Here is a 20,704-nt window from a genome sequence, read left to right as displayed (position 1 = left end):
GTGGAAATGGTGGAAATGGTGGAAATGGTGGAAATGGTGGAAATGGTGGAAATGGTGGAAATGGTGGAAATGGTGGAGGTGCCCTTGTTCCCATTAAAAGCCAAGCAGCGCCTTTATTTAGTGCTTTAGTCGTTATGCCAAATCAAGTGAATATATATTTATTCGATCCAAACAATAGATTTTATCGTTTGTTGCTTAATTTATTTTACACCATCCGCCATCAACCCAATAATGATCTTAGTCAATCGAGCGATCAATTATTGATAGTTTCTGACAGGCATATGCCAAGAGCTACTTTAGCGGCATATCGATTACCGATTGTAATATCGAATAATAGATCATCAATTAATACACATATTAATGTACTGTCTATGATTGAGCGATATCCAAGCTTCAGAGACTATATCATAATTGTTGTTGAGAGAACTGATATGGCGCGAGCATTCTATATTTGTTTAGTCCGTGAATATATCAATCTGCTTAATCAAGTAATAATAAATAATGACTTACGTATTCAGTCGCTATTCCATCGCTTAGATCGAAGCGTAATAAGAGATTTTTTGCTAGATTCCGGCGTAAATATTCAGTTAACTCTAGTACCTAATCAATCAAACCAGGTGAGCCGTTGTTGCATTAGCCAAGTAATAAGTGATATTTATTTATCATTTTTTCCAGAGGATAATATTAACGATGGTCTAAACACTTCGCTATTAAATGCTCAAGAGTCTTTAAGGGAGCGCTCTGAACAACAGATTGTCACAGATGATGTGAGAGATTATCAGAATCAAATTCAAGAAGCGCTTGAGCAATACGTACGACGCTGTTGGTGCAATCATAGAGATCGAGCGAAATATACAATGGTTGCAATCAATCAGCTTAATACGCTGGGTGAACTGTTTAATTACCTTAATGAAGAACAGCATCTGTGCGAAGGTCAATCTTTTGGTGAAATGTTTCTCTTTGTTCATTTTGAAGGTAGTCGAGCAACGGATAACAATGGTGGAAGGAGCGAATATTATAGAATTATTATTCAATTTCTCACAATAATTTCTGACACTATTTCCCACCCAAAGCCAAAAAAATAGTAAATTTTAAGTAACGGCGATAAAACTTATTTTTTAAGTATTGCAAAGCTAATGGCATTATCTTAAGAATTAGCTTATAAATATAGGCTTTGCAACGAACTTAAATCTATCATCCCTGACACAACTGGATTGCCACGCGTCCTGCTCGCAATGATACTCTCTGACTTATCATCCATGACACAATTGGATTGCCGCGCATCCATGCTCGCAATGACACTCTCGGACTTGTCATCCCTGACATAACTGGATTGCCATGCATCCTGCTCGCAATGACAAAGGACGTCATCCTGAGCCACCTTTTTTCTTGTCATCCTGAGCCAGGACGGCGTGAGGATCCAGTGCAAAGCTGCCATGGATGGTTAATGACCCTGCTAAAAGTAGCGCTATTAGTATTAAAAAGTATTTTTTTGTATCATTTTAGCAGTAATGAAATCTTAAAGATGATTCCTTATTCGATAAATTATTATTGTGTAATTAAAACAGATAAGGAGTATATTATGAGCCTAACGCAAATATCAAATTTGACTAAATTATTTGATTCAAAAGGAGGAAAAAATAATCGTGATTTAGATCCTAAAAAAATCAATTATTCGGGAATTTATGCAACAAAGGATCTTACAGCAGCTTTTTATAGTAACTTCCAAGCAGAACATCGTAACGCTAAAAATTTGAATGCATTTTTAAATAGTGATAAAGGAAAATCATATAAAGATCAGGTCTTTTTTGTTAAAACACCAAAAGATCCAGTTGAATTATTTACGGAAGTAGTCAGCGGTCAGGTAATATCACAATTGATGCAGCATACTAAGGCTGATCAACAAACAGTGATTACTGCTGATTTAGTCACTATCAAAAAAGGACTACAAGGCGTTATTCAATCTTATGATTCGGTATCACAAGATTTACATAAGTATTTAGGGACAAGTAAAAATGAAGAGCGCTACATACCTTATGAATTATGGGATCCCAAGGTCTATGAAACCTTTATTCTTGAAAAAAGCAAAGAAGGTTATCATGGGTTATCTGAAGCATTATTCTATCCACAACTTGTTTATAATTACAGTAATCATAGTGGTAATGTGTCAGTTAATACAGATACAAAGAAGTTTATCAGTCGTGATCAAGGGGCAGGATTAAGAGATTTTGGCTACCTTCAATCATTGATGGAAAAATTTAAGGCGCAAGCTAGTAAGAGCTATAATGATTTCAAGCAAGGTCAATTTAAGCAACTGCTCTCAGCGAACGGCCAGTTACAAAATCCGTATCTTCATCAATGGAGTGTTGTTGATAGAAAAGAATCTTGGTGGGATCAAATGTATAAACAAGTGGTGCGACGTTATTATCAGCCGATTAATGGCTTAATGATGAGTGTATATGCGCATGCTTTTTCACTTAATTTGAATAACCACTTCAAAGACGATTTCATTAGTAAACAGACTAAACTTATAAAAGAGATTACAGGCAATTCAAAAGAATTATGCGCAAAGATAACGCAACATACCGGTATATCCGGATTATCTAATGCTAAAAAATATGCTGAGAATCTTTATCAGACCATTGAACATCATGCGCGTTTTATGCAGCTTGAGTTTTATTGCAATTTAAAACAGCAGAACATTATAGTCGATGAGGGTAAATTCACTGATATTGTTCAATCAGGTGAAGATAAGGATGAATATATTGCCGCGTTGTTGGATGACTATAAAAAGGTCTTAAGTATTAAGCAAAATTTAGCTCAATCAACAAAAACTTCGATAGAAAATAAGGTCAAAATATATGAAATATTGCAGGATAAAACACGTTTAAATGTGTTATTAAATGATCTAAAAAGCCAATCTAATCTCTATGCGATCAATATATATCGATCAGGTACCAATGAGCAACTGACAGGCAAGTCGCCTGTTGAGGTATTGTCTATCGTCACTGACAAGATCAGTAGCGAAACAATGCGTCAGGCGACCGTAGAATCATTATGCCACAAAATAATGGATTTAGACCGTATGAAGGTAAAAGTATCAAAGGTTTTAGATGTGGATCAAAATGATTTACGAGATTTATTGATGGTCGCTTTAGCCAAGCGTAATAATCATTATTTCAGTGGTAAAACAACGACGACAGGTAGACAAATCCACGCATTAATTAATTCAGATCAAGGTTATCGCAATGTGTTTAAGGGGTATTTAGGGGTTGAAGTGAACAAATTAGGTGATGTTACGCGTGTGCCTTATCGAGCATTGCGAGATTATGTCGCCGGAGCATTATACTCAGCGTGTTCTAAAGACAGTGAAAAAAGCCATAAAGCGCTGGAAGATTTGTTTTGTTTGAAACACGAGCAAATAAAAAAACGCTTAGCATCCTTGTCGCACAGTTATGTCGATAAAGTGACACGTTCTAATAGGGCAGCGCTTTGTAGCATTGAAAATTATAAGAAGAAAGCAGAACCAAATATTGAAAATAACTAGACAATTCAATCACTGGTTTTATTCAACATTAAGCGTAGATAGAGCAAATTAATGTATGAATTTAATAATTATTTTTTAAGAGGTGTAACATGACAGGTGACAAAAGAGAGTATCAACAAAAACCAACAGTTGTTGATGCGATGAATATGATAAAGAAAAATCATCAAATATATCTTGAGAAAGTGATGATTACTCATTTTCAAGCCGTTAATCCAGATGTGCAAAATGTTGATCATATAGCAACTAGTGTCGATCAAATCGAACAATTACAACAAGATTTTGACAGACAGCTTGAGACAATGCTGCAAGATTTAACGCCGGCAACTAAAATTAAAAATGGGGTATATGCAACAGGAGTAGGTCTTACTACAGGGTTACTGGTGAAATATGCACTTGATAATACACTACCTATTCCTGATTTTGTGCCAGGAAAGCATCTTGCTGTTACCGGAATTAGTTTGGCTATCGGTAGTGTGATGGCCAAGACTTTTTATGATGTGTGGCCGGGAGTCCAAGGACAGCGTACAAAACCGGCTATGGATTCAGAATTATTTCAAAAAGAACTTGAAGCATCGGGGCTGTTAGCGCTTAGTGAGACTTTGATTAAGAAATTTATTAAGTTGTTTTATTATCGTGAATTTTTATTATTTGGGAAGAGTAACGACTTAACGGGTGATATGTTTACGCTATTTAAAGAGCGGTATAAAAAAAGCAAAGGTAATTTAAGTGCGCTAGAGTATAGTGTTGCTGTTGAGAGTTATTTCTTAAAGACGCTTAACAACTTGTTTAATGATACCTTTAACATTATTTATAAAGATCATGATCAAAAAATTCAAGATGATAAAAATAGCTATTCGGTTACACGTCTCTTTAAACGCTACTTTGACAATGTTAATTCTGAGGCTCATACACAAAAACTACAGGTTGATTTTCTAAAGCAATTCAGTGGATTTCTATCCAACAAGATAGATGAACCAACAGTAGCTGCACAGTATCCACATTTAACTGCAAGTGTTGCAGGATTAACTGCAGGCGCTATTGCTCTTAGTGGTGCTGCAATTATTGGCGTGCCGATCACGCTTGGTGTTGCCGCTATTGCATTAGTAGCCACTGCAGTAACGGCGATTACAAGTTATTTTTCAGTGTCTAATATCCAAGCGATTAAGTACACACGTAGCGATAAAGAGCGACAAGATTTAAGCAACATTTCTCAAACGCTTGATCAAGAAGCCATGCGCTTAAAAGCGCAAATAGATATTAATATAAAAACCACTGATTCAGATATTACTGATCTTGACAATTATCGAAAAAACCATTGTGATGGATTAATACGTAATGCCTATATTTTGGTAGGGTCAAGTCAATCTTGGCTTCAAGAATATGCTGCGCGTTATCGCCACAGCAGGAGAATTGAAACAGATTTGGGTCATAACGTTATACAACCTATTGCCCAAACATCACAAAGACAGACAGCTGATTTTGTTCAGCATTTAACGAAAGATATTGATGGTAAAGACTTAAAGACTTGTGTTGATACGACAAAAGCCTATTTGAATGATACAAAAAATCAGGATTTTATCCAAAAATTTCATATCAAGGAAAAAATCAAAGATCAATTATTAGAAATCGCTTCTCAGTTGCCTAGAGATCAGCAACAACCTGGCTGGTTTATTGATTTTTATGTTGAGCTTGGAGGGGTTGCAAATGATTTAACACAAGTCAGTATATTAAAAGCAACTGATTTGAAAACAGAAGCAAGTAAAATTAATACAGCTTTTGCCAAGGTATCAAAAGAGGATCAGGTTTATATCTTAAGAGGGGATAATCAATTTCGTGACGTGTTAGATTTGCCTGCAGATAGCAACCGACTGCAGTTGAATCGTGAAAATATCGATAAGTATTTAAATAGCTCATTTAATTTTTTATTTTCATTATTAGAAAGACCGGTTATTCCTTTGAATGATGACAGTAGTCAGCTACAAGAGCCCATAAAGCACAGCAATGAATTTACGATTTATCATACCTTGTTGCTTAAACAACTCGTGGAATGTATTGACCCCAATAATCGCACGATTGGTGAAGAGACAAAATCAAAAATTAGGATATTTCTTAAAGAGCGATTACTTATCAATCCTGAGATATTACTCACTGAGTCTTTTGCGAATAAGTTATTAATAGGAGGCACCCCAAGTCTGGATAATCTCTTTGATGTTGTTCGTCACCATATTGCATATACCTCACGATTATATACGCCACAAAAGATGCTAGCGTATGCTGCTGGAAAACATGTTGAAAATCGTGATTATTTATTTGCTTTACATCAGCAAGGTACCAATTTCAGACCAGAAGCATCACAGGCTTATATGCAAAAAATTACTAAAAGCATTGAAGTGACAATGGATTTTGTTGAAAAAATTAAAAACGATCCAATGATGACGAACACAGGTGCTTTGGGGGTTTATTTATATGAAGTTCGTCGAGAGATAGACTTAACGCTTAAGCTTTTAAATGATCAATTAGCTCTAAAGACAGATCAAAATACATTTTTGTTTAAGAGTAAAGAAAAACTTCATGCGTTTAAAGAAAGCGTAGATAAAGTGTTATCGTCACAAAATATGACTTTTAACGATGCTAGATATTATGAGCTAATCGATACTTTAATTGGCAAGACTAAGGTTTATGTTAATAAACAGCGTGGCTATGTATATAACAATAATAACAAAATAAAAATTGCCAACAAAGTGCTTAGTAATCTTCATGCGTTAAAAGAGGCTAAGATAACTGATCATCCTTTAGCTAAGATTTTCGATTGCACCGACATGATGATAACTGAGCAAGATGATAAAGATTTAGATGATTTAAAGACTCAACTTGACTCTGAAGTCCTAAAAAAGCTGGGTGAAATTGCAAATCATTATGTTCAACTGCAGGGTCATCCTGAGCAATCATCAATCAAGCAAGAATTTGCCATTGATTTAACGTCAGCTCATGCCAAAGATATAATTGTTAAACAAAGTTTGATGCATCATCAATCGATTAACACATTACTCTCAGAGTATGATGAGTTAAGTGATAACACTAATTCCTTACAGAAAAGCCCAATAGCTAAAAAGTTTTATCATACATTATTAGAATCATCAGCTGATGTAGGTCAGAATAATGTATATTACGATATCAACGGTCAAGTATTATTTGAGACGTATAATAATGACAACGATACTAAGCTGTTGTGCTGTATTGACAGCTCAGGTATTCAAAATCAGCAATCGATCATTGAAAAACTGTCGTCTAGTATAGACAATGCCAAATGGCAACAGGGCTATGCTCGTCATCATGCAGAAATGATGCTATCTGACCAGCGTTTTAGCATTATTCCCATTCACAAAGAGATGTATTTTCATTGCTGGCGAGTTATAAACGCTACATTACAAAACACCTCAGCGGAGACTAAAGAGAAATTATTTAAAACAATTTACAATGAATCTTACAAAGTGATCAATCAGTCGTTATTGAGTTTCTTGAATAACGAGCGTGAAATGAGTACTGCTAAGCTTAACCAATTTATCGATAAAAAGCGTGAACAATTTGCTTTTGCGATGGAAAGTCAACTATGCAAAGCACTTAAGAAAAATAATCAGCTCATACCAAGAGATAGCGAAGCGCTTAGGGAACACCTAAAAATCCATACTGCACTTGATCTTGATGTGATTGAAACTAATACAGTAACTGGGTTATTGACCCACACCCATGGAGTGAGTCAATCTAGTCATAGTAAAAAACAGTCTGATCCAGCGATTATGAAGATTGAGAAATATCGCATCTCTGACATTGTCAGTGAAAAGGAACTAAACCCTGTTGAAGTTCAATATCGCTGTCCCTCATTACAAAAGAAAAGCATTGGCGAGACGCAGTCGATTGAAGATCAGATAACAGAATTTGCTAAGCGTAATAAACAAACGACAGCTGGTAAACCAATCATTTATAATTTGCTTACCTCAATTCCTCTTTATTATGATCAAAACAATCAAGAGCAAAGTGCAAAAAATATTTTTCAGGCGATGCATCGTTATAACCTTACGCAGGATCAACCGTTAAAAACTGATGGTAACGGAAGTTTATTTTATGTTGTAAATATTCCGATTAATCAGCATTCAAGACGTTTAAAGTATGATTCAGTCAATAGTACAGCCAAAGAAGCAATGTTGATGAGTGATATTGCGATGTTAAATACGATTGCCAAGGATAATATCTCTCTACCATTACTTGATTCTGTCAATCAATGCTATCGTCAGTTTTTGCAACATACCTGTAAAGAAGCACTTAATGCTAAACAAAAAGCTTGGTTTCATCAATCAACTCAAGGGGAAACTGCAATAAAGCACATTCAAGCACTTAAAGATGAGCTGTATTTAGCTGTTGAAAATACGCACTATCATAAACATGATGGCTCTCAACAGTTAAACTTAAAAAATGCGTTTTTGAAATTATATCTCAATCATTTTCACCGCAATGTTGATCAGCAAAAAGTCCATTCATCGATGATACAAGCGATGTTTTTGGCATTAAGTGATCAGAATTTAAAAGGATGTAAGAGTGGTAATGAGCGTTTTAGTTATATTGAAAATTTAAATACATTGTTTAAAGCCTATGTGGTTAATGATCGTCCAAATGTTTTGGCAGCTAAGATGGATACAATTTTAGAGGGTTATCTGGAAAATCGTATAGATGATCACAAATTTTCGGTGGCGATTCATAGACTTAATGATCAATATAATATTTATAATTCCGGAGTAACGCCAACGTTGATAGATACCGGCACTCCAAAATGTAATACCTTAGCACAAAAAGTGAATGCTGATCTTAATGTTGGTGGACTAAATACCAATTATTTTGTTGCTAATTGTTATGAAAATTTTGCACAGAATCACGTAAGTAAGGTGCAAGCACATAGTGGTCATGTTGCACATAGAATCAATGGTTTATTGTCTAATTGTGGTAATTATTTCTCATGGCTTAAAGATAAAGTCTTGCACTTTTTTTCTTCGAGCTCATCATCAACACAGCCAGATACTAATACTATCCAGCATTTTCATCAAATGGGTAATGATTCAGAACGTTCGATTACTCAATGACAACTCGATGATTAAATGTTAAACGGTTTGCGGGAAAAAGTCACTGCCATCAGCCACGTCAGTGGCGGGTATATATTCCTCCTCAGCTAAACAACTCAACCGCAAAGCCATTTACTGCTCGTGTATTTTGGTCAAACGAAATACCGACTTGATAAATCGGTAAGCCTAGATTTAAAAATTTATCGGCGTATTTTGTCTCAATAATTTGCTGTAAAGCTTCTTTTGAGAGATCTTTATCGTTAGCGACTTTTAGCTCAAGAATAATGACCTTGTAATCAGGGATGACAATCGATATATCAATGCGGCCAATAGCGGTTGAGTCTTCCGCAATCACATCATAGCCAAGTCCAGTTAGGTAGCTATAGATTACCGTGCAATAAAAGCCTTCATAATCTTGAATCGGATTATTGCGATACCATTCATTGGGAATGGATGCATATAAGGCAACGATACAGTCATAAAACACTTGCCAATCATCACTGAGTAAGCTGTTACTTAAGCGCGTCGTATTCACGGCATTGGCATGTGAGTTGGTGCCAATTAATGACACACAGCTATTAAAAGAGGATTTAACCTCTAGATTAGGGTACTTCAGGCGATAACCGATTTGCATGCCAATATTAATCTGTTCTTTGATGGTCAAATATCCGGCTTGAAATAGCAAGGCTTCAAGTGGGATATTTTTAACGTCAATATTATCGATAAAGCGAGCTTGCACCTGAAAGTCTTCAAAGTCAGGCACACGGTAGCGATATTTTTGCAATAACTGGATTAAAAACGTAGGCGTGCCGGTTTGAAACCAGTAATCACGGTACTCATAATCCTTATCAATAAACAGTAGGATGTCATAAGGGTTATAAACCTTTTGCGCTTTAAGACCGGCAAAGTTATAACCGTTATACCATTTTTTAAGCTTATCTTTATCAACATCGATTAAATGCTCTTGAAATGATGACTCAAGGTCATGTTGCGTATAGCCACAGATATCAGCATAGCGTTGATCTAAGCTGATATCCTCGAGATTATTGAGTCCAGAGAATAAGCTGACTTTAGAAAAGCGCGTCACCCCAGTAAGAAACACAAACTTCAAGCACTCATCATTGTCTTTGATCACACTATAAAGTCCTTTTAATATCTCATGATTGCGCGTCGCTTTATGCTCATCGGTGATCACATCTAAAATGGGCTTGTCATATTCGTCTGTTAAGAGGATAATTTGCGTTTTGTATTTTTCTTTTATTTGCCGTATGAGATTATGAAAGCGTACAGCGATACTTTGTCCGCTGACATCAACTGCATACCTTTGAGCTGTTTCAGTGATTTGGTTATGTATAATCTCAATAAGTGTCTCTTCTGACTCAAAAGCACTCGAGCTACCAAAGCTTAAATGAATAACAGGATAGGTAACCTCCCAATCCCAGTTACTTTCGGCAAAGGTGTCTTTAAATAATGCTTTATTGCCTAGAAAAAGCTGTTTCAATGTATCAATCGTTAAGCTTTTGCCAAAGCGTCTGGGACGTGACAAAAAGAAATATCGCCCTGAGTTAATCATTTGTAATAAGTGTTGTGTCTTATCAATATAGATTGCATTTCTCGCTCTGATTTGAGTAAGGGTTGAGTCCCCAATGGGAAGACGCTTGCGCTGTATTGTCATTTGTCAGTACCAATCACTTACATTTGCGCTAAAGTGTAGCAAAATATAGTTATAAAGGCGACAACTATACCCATGATCTTTGATGATACCCGCCAACAACGGTGAAGGAAAGCTAAGGTGACAGCAGAAGTGATGGGGGCAGGGCTAATTTTCGTCACGTGTCATTGCGAGCATGGATGCGTGGCAATCCATTTGCGTCAGGGATGACAAGTCCGAAAGTGTCATTGCGAGCAGGATGCGTGGCAATCCAGTTGAGTCATGGATGATAACGGTTATTTGGCAATAGGTGGTGATATATACAACACAGAGCATTGCCGAATGATCATTACCGTCCATGGCAGCTTTGCACTGGATCCTTACGCCGTCCTGGCTCAGGATGACAAGAAAAAAAGGTGACTCAGGATGACAGAGAAGAGGTGGCTTAGGATGACGTCTGTTGTCATTGCGAGCAGGATACGCGGCAATCCATTTGTGTCATGGATGATAAATCCGAGAGTGTCATTGCGAGCAGGATGTGTGGCAATCCATTTGTGTCATGGATGAGTATTTTAAATATTAACAAGAATTTATATACCTTGAGTAATGTCCAAATATAAATCCTTCCAATTTGGGTTGACTGACTCAATCAAGGAAATTTTCTTATATCGTGACCAGGATTTTATTTGTTTTTCTCTGCTGATGGCTGTATACATATCAGCTAATAGCTCATAATAGACCAGTGTGTGAACCTTATAACGTTTTGTGAATCCATCAATATTTAGCATCCTATGCTCATAAATTCGCCTAATTAAGTTATTGGTTACTCCAACATATAGGGTTCCATTTTTCTTTGATGCTAGAATATAGATTGCCGGCTGCATTATTACACCTAATGTTAAAAAATTTGTCTATGAGTATAGTTGCTATTTTGATGTGCCAACAGTACATCAGACAAGAAAAGAGCGCGCAGTGTGCCATGTTTTGTCATTGCGAGCAGGATGCGTGGCAATCCATTTGAGTCAGGGATGACAAGTCCGAAAGTGTCATTGCGAGCATGGATGCGTGGCAATCCAGTTGAGTCATGGATGATAGCGGTTATTTGGCAATAGGTGGTGATATATACAACACAGAGCATTGCCGAATGATCATTACCGTCCATGGCAGCTTTGCACTGGATCCTTACGCCGTCGTGGCTCAGGATGACAAGAGAAGAGGTGGCTTAGGATGACAAGAAAAGAGCGCGCAGTGTGCCATGTTTTGTCATTGCGAGCAGGATGCGTGGCAATCCAATTGTGTCATGGATGACAACGGTTATTTGGCAATAAGTAATATATGCAACACAAAGCATTACCTAATGATCATTACCATCCATGGCAGCTTTGCACTGGATCCTTACGCCGTCCTGGCTCAGGATGACAAGAGAAGAGGCGGCTCAGGATAACAGAGAAAAGGTGGCTTAGGATGACGTCTGTTGTCATTGCGAGCAGGACGCGTGGCAATCCATTTGAGTCATGGATGATAAGTCAGAGAGTGTCATTGCGAGCAGGATGCGTGGCAATCCAGTTGAGTCATGGATGACAACGGTTATTTGGCAATTTAGATGTATCTTTAATCGTAAACATTGATACTTTTTGTGACAAAAAAGACATTAAAATAGACTTTTATCTAGCGGCAAGGCGCCATTTTATAAGGATCTTGATGATATATCTCAAGCAGTGTCAATAACTGCTTTTTATAATGGTTTTTGATTCAATAGCAAGGGCAACAATTAATCCAAACTAACAAATAGGAGAATAACAAATGACTGAATTTAAATTAAAGGATATATTGAATAAAGAAGGGATGGATTTTTATAAAAATTTCAGCTCTGAGTCCAAGAATGAAGATGATCAAGCGCTACTATATAAGCAGTTACAGAATGTTGAGAGTGGCAACGTAAATGAGAATGACTTAAATGATTTGCTAAGCCAACTGTATAGCGAGGGGTGGTTACATAACAACTTTACAAATGTAGAGTGGCTAGAAAAAAATTATAACGATGGAGCATGGATGGAAGCAGTTAAGCCTCTTAGTGATGATTCTAATATAATTAGTAATAATTCTAATACAAAGAGTCTCTATCACTCTCTTGAGAAGAACATCAATAACATATCTTCTGAGAATAAGAATCCTTTTAATGAAAATATAAATACTAGCGGTAGTCAAATTTTTTCTAAAATCAAGAAGAATTACGACGATAGTAGTATTAAGGAACGCACAAGTTCTTTAAATCAAGATATCAACGATTTAAATATCAATAGAACATCTATAAATAATAGTGATTCAAAAGCAAATAACAGATATGAATACAGTCAAAATCATGATGATTATGATAATGTCAATATTAGTACAACTGATATTAATGTAATTAATTCAAATGCATATCAAAAAAATAATAGCAATGAAATCAATAATGAATCAAAACTATCTAATGATAAAAGAAATCTTAATGATTCGCTTAATACTAGTAACCAGTCTCAGCAAGAGTTGAGTCACCAAAACAATCAGTCTAGTGAAGACTCTATAAGTAAAAACGAAAAAACTCTTAAAAAAATTCAAGGATATGTTGCTAAAGCAGAAAAGGGCACAAAAAAGCATTCATTGCTTACGGCATTAGCTGCCGAATATCCGCGTGTCATGGTAGAACAGTTTAGTTTTAAACACTTAGTAAGTTCAAAAAGAGGTAGTGAAAGACAGAATAAACTTGATGCCATTGAACGCATGGCGGATGCTACCTATGACAATGAACTAATTAATACCAATGATTTAGCTGTACTATATAGAGGGGGCAGTGACGCTAGGAAGAATATTGGTAATAAAATTGGGATAGGTGGGGACAGTTATAGAAATGTATATTCACTGGCTGAGTCGTATCAAGTTGAAACCCACTTAAATAAGAAACATAATAGTGATTTTAGTTTTAATGATATTGAGAAGGATCTAAAGCATGACAACTATCAAAAAAAGCTGTTAGAAACAGTTAAGTGGGCATATGAAAAGGATATTAGAAAACAGTTTGCTATAGAGAGTAAAAAATCATTAGAAGATAAAGGTTTTGATAAGAAAGCAGACTTGGATACTAAAGTTATTTCTGAACAAAAAAATAATTTAGATGGTTTAAAAATAAATAATTCTCGTAATGATAATATTTCAAGTACTGATTTATCTCAGAAATATAATTCGTCAAATCAGTTATCTGATAGTCAATCTGGTCGTGACAATGGCAATATTTTTACTCAGCTTGCTGACAAAATAGCTAACAAACAAGAAATTTCAGATAAAGATAAAGAGGATTTATATGCCAAATATCCAGAAAGAACTGAGGCGCTGTATCTAAAGAAAAACTTAGATAAACAGGTCGATAATTATAACAAATACTCTATTAATTACCAAAAAAAGTATAAAAATGAGCTAGGCAAGCAAAGAGATCGTATTGCAGAGACAGATGCCGGCGGTATAGGGTTTCTAACTAAGAATAATATTGCTTACCAACGCGTACAAAAGCTACAACAACTGATAAAAGACGTTGCGTCATATAATATATCAAATGGTGATGCATCAAAATCACTTTTTGAATCGGTTGTTAGTGAGTATAAGCTCAATGAAAAGCAGACGCATTGGTCAGCCAATAATACGACAACCTATAATAACCTTAAGAAACCATTAACAGACTTTCTAAACAAGAGTTACGATGCTAGAGAAGAGCTTAAATTTGAAGAACGGTATGTGCAACTCACTAGTAAATATAGCAAAGAAGAATTAAATATAAACTTCAATCGCGATGACGCCATAAAGGAATTGGAGAATAACGATAAAGATTTAAGTGATGCTAAGAATACTTTAATAAAGACAATAGAAGCTGAAATTACGCGCTTAAAAGAGACGTCTTCATACCAACAAGCAGAGGCTAAAATCCAGGCTATTGATAAGGGAATCAGCGAGCTTGGAAGATATAACACAAATATTGCGTCTGATACATTAAATAAAATACAGCAACGTCGCTATGCTGATGACAATGTTGTAACAAAAACAGTAGGCGGATTGGCTAGTGGCATTTCAGCCTTGACAAATAACCTATTTGGTAAAGCGTCAACGACAGCAGGAGCGTCAATTAGTGGGTATGTTAATGCTCATTCAGTTAAGGAGGTGTCATATGAGAATGAATAGCTTCGACTAAAGCTTAGCCAATAGTATCAACCATCCCTGATAAAATGGATTGCCACGGATCGATGCTCGCAATGACAGCCTCTGACTTGTCATCCTGAGCCAGGATGGCGTGAGGATCCAATGCGAAGCTGCCATGGATGGTTAGTGATCCTCCTAAAGTTAGTGCCATTAGTTCATGCTTAATCGATTTTTGCTATATAAATGACATAAAAAGTTAACTTTGTTAAATCGTGAAGCTTAGTGATTTTATGATTTTGAATGATATATCTTAAGCACTGCAGATAAATGTTTTTTATTTTGATTCTTGATTTAATAGTAAGTGTCAAGCAAACAAGATTTGATTTGAATATATGTAAAACAACAAAAAGGAGAAAATAAAAATGAGAACAATAAACAAAATGAACAAGCAAAAAGGTTTTTCATTAATTGAGTTAATGGTCGTGCTTGTAATTATCGGAGTGTTAACGGCAATTGTGATTTCGCAGTTTGCGAAAGCGGCGCAGAAAAATCGTATTTTAGAAACAACGGCTTTAATTGGCACGGTGCAATCAACCATACATGATGTCACACAAATGGATCTGGGGCGAGAGATTAATGACAAGCTCTTAGTCGATAGTGATCGTATTGCTAAGAAATACATTAGTGGTACAGATATTGTTACGCCATTTGGTGGAAGCTTTACAGTCAAAGGTGCTGCAAAAGGCACTGAATATACGATTAAATTTGATAGTATGTCTCAGCAAGCCTGTGATGCATTATCAAATGCAGTAGCTATGTCTGATGCCTTGAAGCTAAAGATAGGGACACAAACAGAAAGGGCAGTGCCAATTACATCTGCGGATATTGCTACAGATTGTTTAGCTGAAACTTCGGTTGTAGGTACTAAGTATCCATTGGAAGTAACTTTTAAACGTTAATACTCAAATCGAGTAATGCACCAACTATGATGACCGATGGTTAAAATAAATAAAAACCATTGAGCATCATTACCATTTTAGAATTTTCTGAACAAAAATAAACTTAGGTGATCCTAGTGCAGCATATATTTTCAAAAAAACAAAATTGCCGCCAGCTAAGATCTAAGCAACAAGGCTATATTCTCATTTCATTAATGGCGTCGTTGGTGATTTTAGGACTTATTGCGATTAATGAATATATGCATCTGGTTAAGAAACAGCAGTTGGATCGAGCAGAGACGGCAGCGACACAAATAGTCAGTGTTGCCAATACTTTAGGGGACGCCATTTATGAACCAACTGAGATGTTTAATAAAAATAAGGTATTGAAAAATGAGGTATTGAAAAATGAGGCATTGAAACAAGATATAACTGAAATTTCGACACAATGGCAAGATGAAAGCAAAAAGAATGGTGGGTGGGTAACTTTACAGACGTTTTATGAGACACCTGATTTATCTGCTGTTTGTGGTATGAGTTACCCCCCGATTACACAAAGTCAGTCATTTCCATCTTGTCTTGTTGCACGTAAAAAAATAAATTCTTTTAATGACCAATATCGTTCGCTTTGCCGATGCGTTAATCAAAAGATTAAGTATGCTGGGTTTTTAAATCTAATACCTAAAAATATTGTGATGCGACCGATTGGTGGTGGCTATAATAAAATACCTCAATCTATATTGTTACGTGTGCCATATCCTGAGCTTGGTGGTAAAGCCGATAGTGGCTTGGCATTAAGAATATTGACACATATAAAGAAAAACTTGATTGATACACCGAAGTTAAAGTTTGCTGTATGTATGGGCGAGCTAAAAAACCAGGGGCTGATTAGCAATCAATTTACCTGTGAAGCGGATGTTGATTCAGTCGATGCTTTTGATTCAACACATCTTAATCAGCAGTATATTTATATCTATATTGAAAGAAAAGTTTAAAAAAGGAAAGGTAAAGGAAAGTGAGCGATAAAAAAATCTGGCAAAAGCCGCTATGTTTAGTAGGTTTTGTAACTGTTTTATTGATGACTGCGCTGTTTTATCAACGTGCGCTAGCACAGGCATCGGTTTCAGAGAGTTCTTTTAAAGTGGTGAGTCTTAACTGTGCCTTATCTGAACATTGTGCTGACATTGATATTAAGCAATCCCAAGGCATGGGTAAGATTATTGCCGACGATGAATATAACGGTTTTATATTAATTATTGCCGATAACCTAATTGATAAGCTCTCATTGCAAGAGATATATAAAGTTTTTAGTCATGAGGGGTCACGCTTTTCAATTGGTGTTAATCTTGAGCGTAAAACTGTTGCAATTGCGCAAACTCAACAAGAGGCGGATTTATTGGTAAAACATCCGCGAGAAGTCTTCTATGCCCTGAAGGGACAAACCTTAAAACAGACCATTGAGCGCTGGCTTTCTTACCAAGGGATTAGGCTGATATGGGAGGCATCTGTCGATTATAAGCTTGCTGCATCTGCCGTGTTTGAAGAGCCGCTTTTTGCAAAAGATGGCGCATTAAATAATCTGTTAAAAGCATTTGAAGAGGCTGATCATCCATTACAGGCGCAATTAAAAGCCAATAAGGTGTTGGTAGTTAAGGCTAAATCATATTCTTCAAATATGGTTGTTATGCAAAATGAGTGAAGGTTATCTTATGAAAAACAATAAAAAAATATGGCGTATCTTATCAAGCAGTTTGCTGTTATCTCTAACTGCTTGTAGTACCGCGATCTACAAAAAAGTAGATAAAAATACAAATGATCATATCGCAAAAGCGAACGAAATGATCTCAAGTCTTAAAAAGCCGTCGTCAGAGCAGTTTGTTAGCGTCAGTGATGAACCATATGTTCAAGGTGATCTTATTGATATTGAGGCGGAAAATGCTTTACCTCAACTATTCCAACATTCCTTTCAATATACTACTGCCGCAACAGGTGTCACACTGGAAACTTTGATCACAAAGCTACAGAAAATCACGCAAGCTAAAGTGGTTGTTTCAGAAGGTGCGATTGCTTATATTCTTGAGCGTGAGCATGTGGGCATGCCTGAAGCTGATGTGGCGAATAAAGACAGAACTGCTTATGAAGTTGCAGATATTCAAGATGTGATGGTGCACTGTGATTATACGGGAGATATTACTGGGTTCTTGGATTATGTTGCATTTAAGCTTGGTATTTTTTGGAAGTATGATCAAAGTAGAAACACGCTTGAATTCTTCAGAACAGAAACCAAGACATTTCATGTAGATATTTTAACAGATAAGATTAAAACGACAACCAAGGTTGGTAGTAATTCCAGTAGCGGTGTGAACCAATCAGCTTCACTTAAGACAGAAAATGAAGCAGAGTACGATAACCCTTGGGCTGCGGTGATTAAAACCATTAAATCGATTATTGGGCAATCAGGCAGTGTTGATGAGAACTCAACGCTTAATCTAATTACAGTTAAGACCACCCCATTGTTGATGAGACAAGTGTCTCAATATCTTGAAGAAATTAATCGCACGGCGAGAAAGAAAGTTGTCATTAGACTTGATGTATATGATGTCGATCAGAAAAATACTTCAGGTTACGGATTTGACTGGAATGCTATTTATAAGACAACTAAAGGTGCAATTAACTGGAATACGCCAACGGGTTTAACAGACAACATTACCGGTATTAGTCAATATGGCATGTTAGCAGGTGCTATTTCATCGGGTCCGTGGAGTGATTCGACTTTAATTGTCAAAGCGTTACAGACAATGGGTAAGACAACACATGTCACAGGTACAACAATGTACACTGTCAGTGGGCGTCCTGTGCCGATTCAAGTATCAACAACAACTGCATATATCAAAAGTGTAGATGTTGTGGCGACACCTAGTGGCAATGGAACCGTTGTACAACGCTCAGCAAAGGCTGGTGAATACAACGAAGGCTATGAGATTAAAGTTTTACCAATTGTCGTTAAAGGTAATGAAATCTTGGTTGACTTAAGTGTTAATTTAACCAATTTGGTGCGTATGGACGAGTCAAAAGTTCCTGTTGATGGTAGTAGCGAGCCACAAACCATTAAACTGCCATCTATTAGTAACAAAAGCTTTATGCAGTCAGTACCATTAAAATCAGGTCAAACGGTTATTTTAGCTGGCTTTGAAGATAAAAAAGATAATGCACAAACCGACAGTGTTGGTCCTCAAAGCACTTGGATGCTAGGTGGTTCACAAGCTGCATTAAACAACTCAACCGTTACAGTAATTGTTGTCACACCTTATCTGATACGTTAATGATTATGGAGAAACATATGATTATTGTTATAGACAACAAACGTTATGCTATGGGGTTAACTTGGTTTATTGCGGATAGTCAACATAAATTATTTGATGCGCTTTATCATATTGAATGTCAAAACTTTGTAATCGATGTAAAGCGCAATATTGCTGCAGCTATGCTGCCAAATGTAACGCAAGTTGAGGTGATTGGCGCTATTTCACTTGCGGCTGTGCTTGGTGAATTATTGGCAAAAGATGCTATTTATATCTTTCGTTTATTCGATAAAGCGGGTAACTCAATAGATAAGTATTGGTTGTGTGCCGTAAAAAATGGTGTGATTTTACCAACGGCCAAATTACCTGTTAATCAAGAGATAAGATCTCAAAGTGACGATATAAAGACATTAAATGGGAATATTGAATTATCTGGTGATATGGTTGTTGATGAAGCTTCTTTGCATGAATGCTTACGCTATTTAGAGATAATTTTTTCAGCAGATGTTTTTAGGCAAATTATACAGTGCGACACACAGGTTGATCATTTGTTAATTGATAAGATTGCCTTAGATTTTGATATTGATAGGACATTAATCAAAAGGAATGCACTTGCGCAATTATTGATAAATGTTAAAGACAAAGAGTTACGTCAGTTTGCGATTAAGGTGTTGCCTAAACCTGCCAAGAAAGTGCATAGTAAGTCTACTTCTCGCAAGGGGAGTGCTTCTGTATCAAGAAGAAAACTTGTTGTTTATAGTGCACTATTACTCGTATTAGTTGCGGCAGGATATATGTATTTTAGTAGTGAATCATCAGCACGTTCTAACAATAAAAATGTCAATGAGATAAAACTACAGCAGGAAAAATCCTATATTCAGAAAATTGAATCTGACGTTGAGCATAAGAATGCTTACCCTTTAATTATTAAGTTTGTCAATGCTATCGGAGCTTTGCCTACGTCGGTCTTGCAATGGCATATCCAAAAAGTTAGCTATCAGACAGAGGCATTGGATGATGTAAGTGCGGTTTATGTGTTAAACAATAAAAAGCATAAAACTGCTCTAACAAAGGCAGAATTTGCTCATGTTCAGTCATTACAAATCACTGCGGTAAATGAAGCGACTGATAATATGACGAATGTGCACTTTAAGCTCATTGGTAACATGCATGCGCTCACCGATCAGACGATGGTACGTTTGAAAGATAGAGCAGCTGAAAGTTACCACTTTAATCAATTTGTGGAGGAGTTAAAATTAAGGGGGATAGACTTTAAATTAGAACCCCCTCAATCCTCTTATGGCATTGCTAAACATGGGATCACTGTTATAGGGCATAGTATGAATCGGCTTATAACATTAACAGCAATGGCAAAGGAATTACATACATTTGTTTTAGTCAGTATTGAAATACATAATAATCAAGACAAACCAGTCTCTTGGATTGTTAAAGGAGAAATCTATGAAGCATAAACAATCATGTGCTATTCATCTACACTTTTTGAGGTTCCCCGCTTTTTTATTCGCATTGAGTGTAATAACAGTCAATGCTGATGCGCAGCCAAAAAACTTAGAACAAACCTATGCTATTGATTCTAGCAATCACTATTATCAAAGCATTCAGGCGCAGGATCACTTACATGCGCAAATTCAGCAGCAGGCGTTGGAAAATCAGGTGATACAACAAAAGATAGAAAATCATAAATTACAGCGTCAACTAGCTGTTGCGAGTAAATCTAAGGGAATGCTAAATACTGCTTCAGCTAGATATGGTCATCGTGAGTTAAGTGTCAGTGAAATCTCACAAGTAGGTAATACATGGGAGGCTGTTATATGGTTTCAGGCAAAAAAGTATGAGATTAGTGTTGGTCAGTTAATTGGTAAACGTTACAAGGTTGATTCTATTCACCCTGATAGCGTGACTTTTGTTGATCTTGCAAATAATACTAAAACTTTTAGCGTTGATATTGGTTAAATTTTTGGGTATAT

14 protein-coding genes are annotated in these 20,704 nt (G+C 36.3%); 11 read left to right on the top strand and 3 right to left on the bottom strand.

Features of this window, described 5'->3' with window-relative positions; genetic code table 11:
* From ACTS4L_RS06065 to ACTS4L_RS06055, 3 genes are all read left to right on the top strand, one after another.
* Nucleotides 1–1,085, top strand: a 1,085-nt coding sequence (locus ACTS4L_RS06065) for a hypothetical protein (protein WP_440651822.1), incomplete at its 5' end; no start/stop codon positions are given.
* 497 nt (nucleotides 1,086–1,582) lie between these two features.
* Entirely contained in the window at nucleotides 1,583–3,547 is a 1,965-nt protein-coding gene (locus ACTS4L_RS06060; protein WP_440651820.1) for a hypothetical protein, read from the top strand.
* 89 nt (nucleotides 3,548–3,636) lie between these two features.
* Nucleotides 3,637–8,679 carry a hypothetical protein gene (locus ACTS4L_RS06055; RefSeq protein WP_440617701.1) on the top strand — a complete coding sequence of 1,681 codons (5,043 nt, stop codon included), beginning with the start codon at nucleotides 3,637–3,639 and terminating at the stop codon, nucleotides 8,677–8,679.
* Nucleotides 8,680–8,761: 82 nt separating this feature from the next.
* On the opposite strand, the gene ACTS4L_RS06050 is transcribed toward ACTS4L_RS06055, so the two are convergent.
* Nucleotides 8,762–10,333, bottom strand: coding sequence for an AAA family ATPase (locus tag ACTS4L_RS06050; RefSeq protein WP_440617700.1), 1,572 nt, complete (start codon nucleotides 10,331–10,333; stop codon nucleotides 8,762–8,764).
* Between the two features lie 566 nt (nucleotides 10,334–10,899).
* Nucleotides 10,900–11,193, bottom strand: a complete 294-nt coding sequence (locus ACTS4L_RS06045; protein ID WP_440616346.1) for a GIY-YIG nuclease family protein — start codon at nucleotides 11,191–11,193, stop codon at nucleotides 10,900–10,902.
* 200 nt (nucleotides 11,194–11,393) lie between these two features.
* Here ACTS4L_RS06045 and ACTS4L_RS06040 point away from each other — a divergent pair, with 200 nt between their 5' ends.
* Both ACTS4L_RS06040 and ACTS4L_RS06035 read left to right on the top strand, forming a co-directional pair.
* Nucleotides 11,394–11,540: a hypothetical protein gene (locus ACTS4L_RS06040; protein ID WP_440651818.1), complete on the top strand. Its 147-nt coding sequence runs from the start codon at nucleotides 11,394–11,396 to the stop codon at nucleotides 11,538–11,540.
* A 572-nt stretch (nucleotides 11,541–12,112) separates the two neighbouring features.
* A complete protein-coding gene (locus ACTS4L_RS06035; protein WP_440616344.1) occupies nucleotides 12,113–14,518 on the top strand; it encodes a hypothetical protein in 2,406 nt (801 codons plus the stop codon).
* A gap of 13 nt (nucleotides 14,519–14,531) precedes the next feature.
* Here the strand turns inward: ACTS4L_RS06035 and ACTS4L_RS06030 are convergent, their stop codons facing one another.
* Nucleotides 14,532–14,687, bottom strand: coding sequence for a hypothetical protein (locus ACTS4L_RS06030; RefSeq protein WP_440616343.1), 156 nt, complete (start codon nucleotides 14,685–14,687; stop codon nucleotides 14,532–14,534).
* A gap of 211 nt (nucleotides 14,688–14,898) precedes the next feature.
* Here ACTS4L_RS06030 and ACTS4L_RS06025 point away from each other — a divergent pair, with 211 nt between their 5' ends.
* The 6 genes from ACTS4L_RS06025 to ACTS4L_RS06000 all read left to right on the top strand — a co-directional run bounded on the left by ACTS4L_RS06025 (nucleotide 14,899) and on the right by ACTS4L_RS06000 (nucleotide 20,690).
* Entirely contained in the window at nucleotides 14,899–15,435 is a 537-nt protein-coding gene (locus ACTS4L_RS06025; protein ID WP_440616341.1) for a type II secretion system protein, read from the top strand.
* A gap of 116 nt (nucleotides 15,436–15,551) precedes the next feature.
* Complete coding sequence (locus tag ACTS4L_RS06020; protein WP_440616339.1) at nucleotides 15,552–16,409, top strand: pilus assembly FimT family protein; 858 nt, start codon at nucleotides 15,552–15,554, stop codon at nucleotides 16,407–16,409.
* Between the two features lie 20 nt (nucleotides 16,410–16,429).
* Nucleotides 16,430–17,113 carry a TcpQ domain-containing protein gene (locus tag ACTS4L_RS06015; protein WP_440616337.1) on the top strand — a complete coding sequence of 228 codons (684 nt, stop codon included), beginning with the start codon at nucleotides 16,430–16,432 and terminating at the stop codon, nucleotides 17,111–17,113.
* Between the two features lie 10 nt (nucleotides 17,114–17,123).
* Complete coding sequence (locus ACTS4L_RS06010; RefSeq protein WP_440616335.1) at nucleotides 17,124–18,737, top strand: hypothetical protein; 1,614 nt, start codon at nucleotides 17,124–17,126, stop codon at nucleotides 18,735–18,737.
* 17 nt (nucleotides 18,738–18,754) lie between these two features.
* Complete coding sequence (locus tag ACTS4L_RS06005; protein ID WP_440651816.1) at nucleotides 18,755–20,188, top strand: hypothetical protein; 1,434 nt, start codon at nucleotides 18,755–18,757, stop codon at nucleotides 20,186–20,188.
* Nucleotides 20,178–20,690 carry a hypothetical protein gene (locus ACTS4L_RS06000; RefSeq protein ID WP_440616333.1) on the top strand — a complete coding sequence of 171 codons (513 nt, stop codon included), beginning with the start codon at nucleotides 20,178–20,180 and terminating at the stop codon, nucleotides 20,688–20,690. Before ACTS4L_RS06005 ends, ACTS4L_RS06000 begins: the two co-directional genes overlap by 11 nt.
* The last annotated feature ends 14 nt before the right edge of the window (nucleotides 20,691–20,704 follow it).

Source organism: Cysteiniphilum sp. 19S12-1 (assembly GCF_052030685.1).
In the GTDB taxonomy this organism is placed as follows: Bacteria; Pseudomonadota; Gammaproteobacteria; order Francisellales; family Francisellaceae; genus Caedibacter.
The sequence above is the reverse complement of the archived record's forward strand: the minus strand, read 5'-3'. Positions and strand labels throughout refer to the sequence as shown.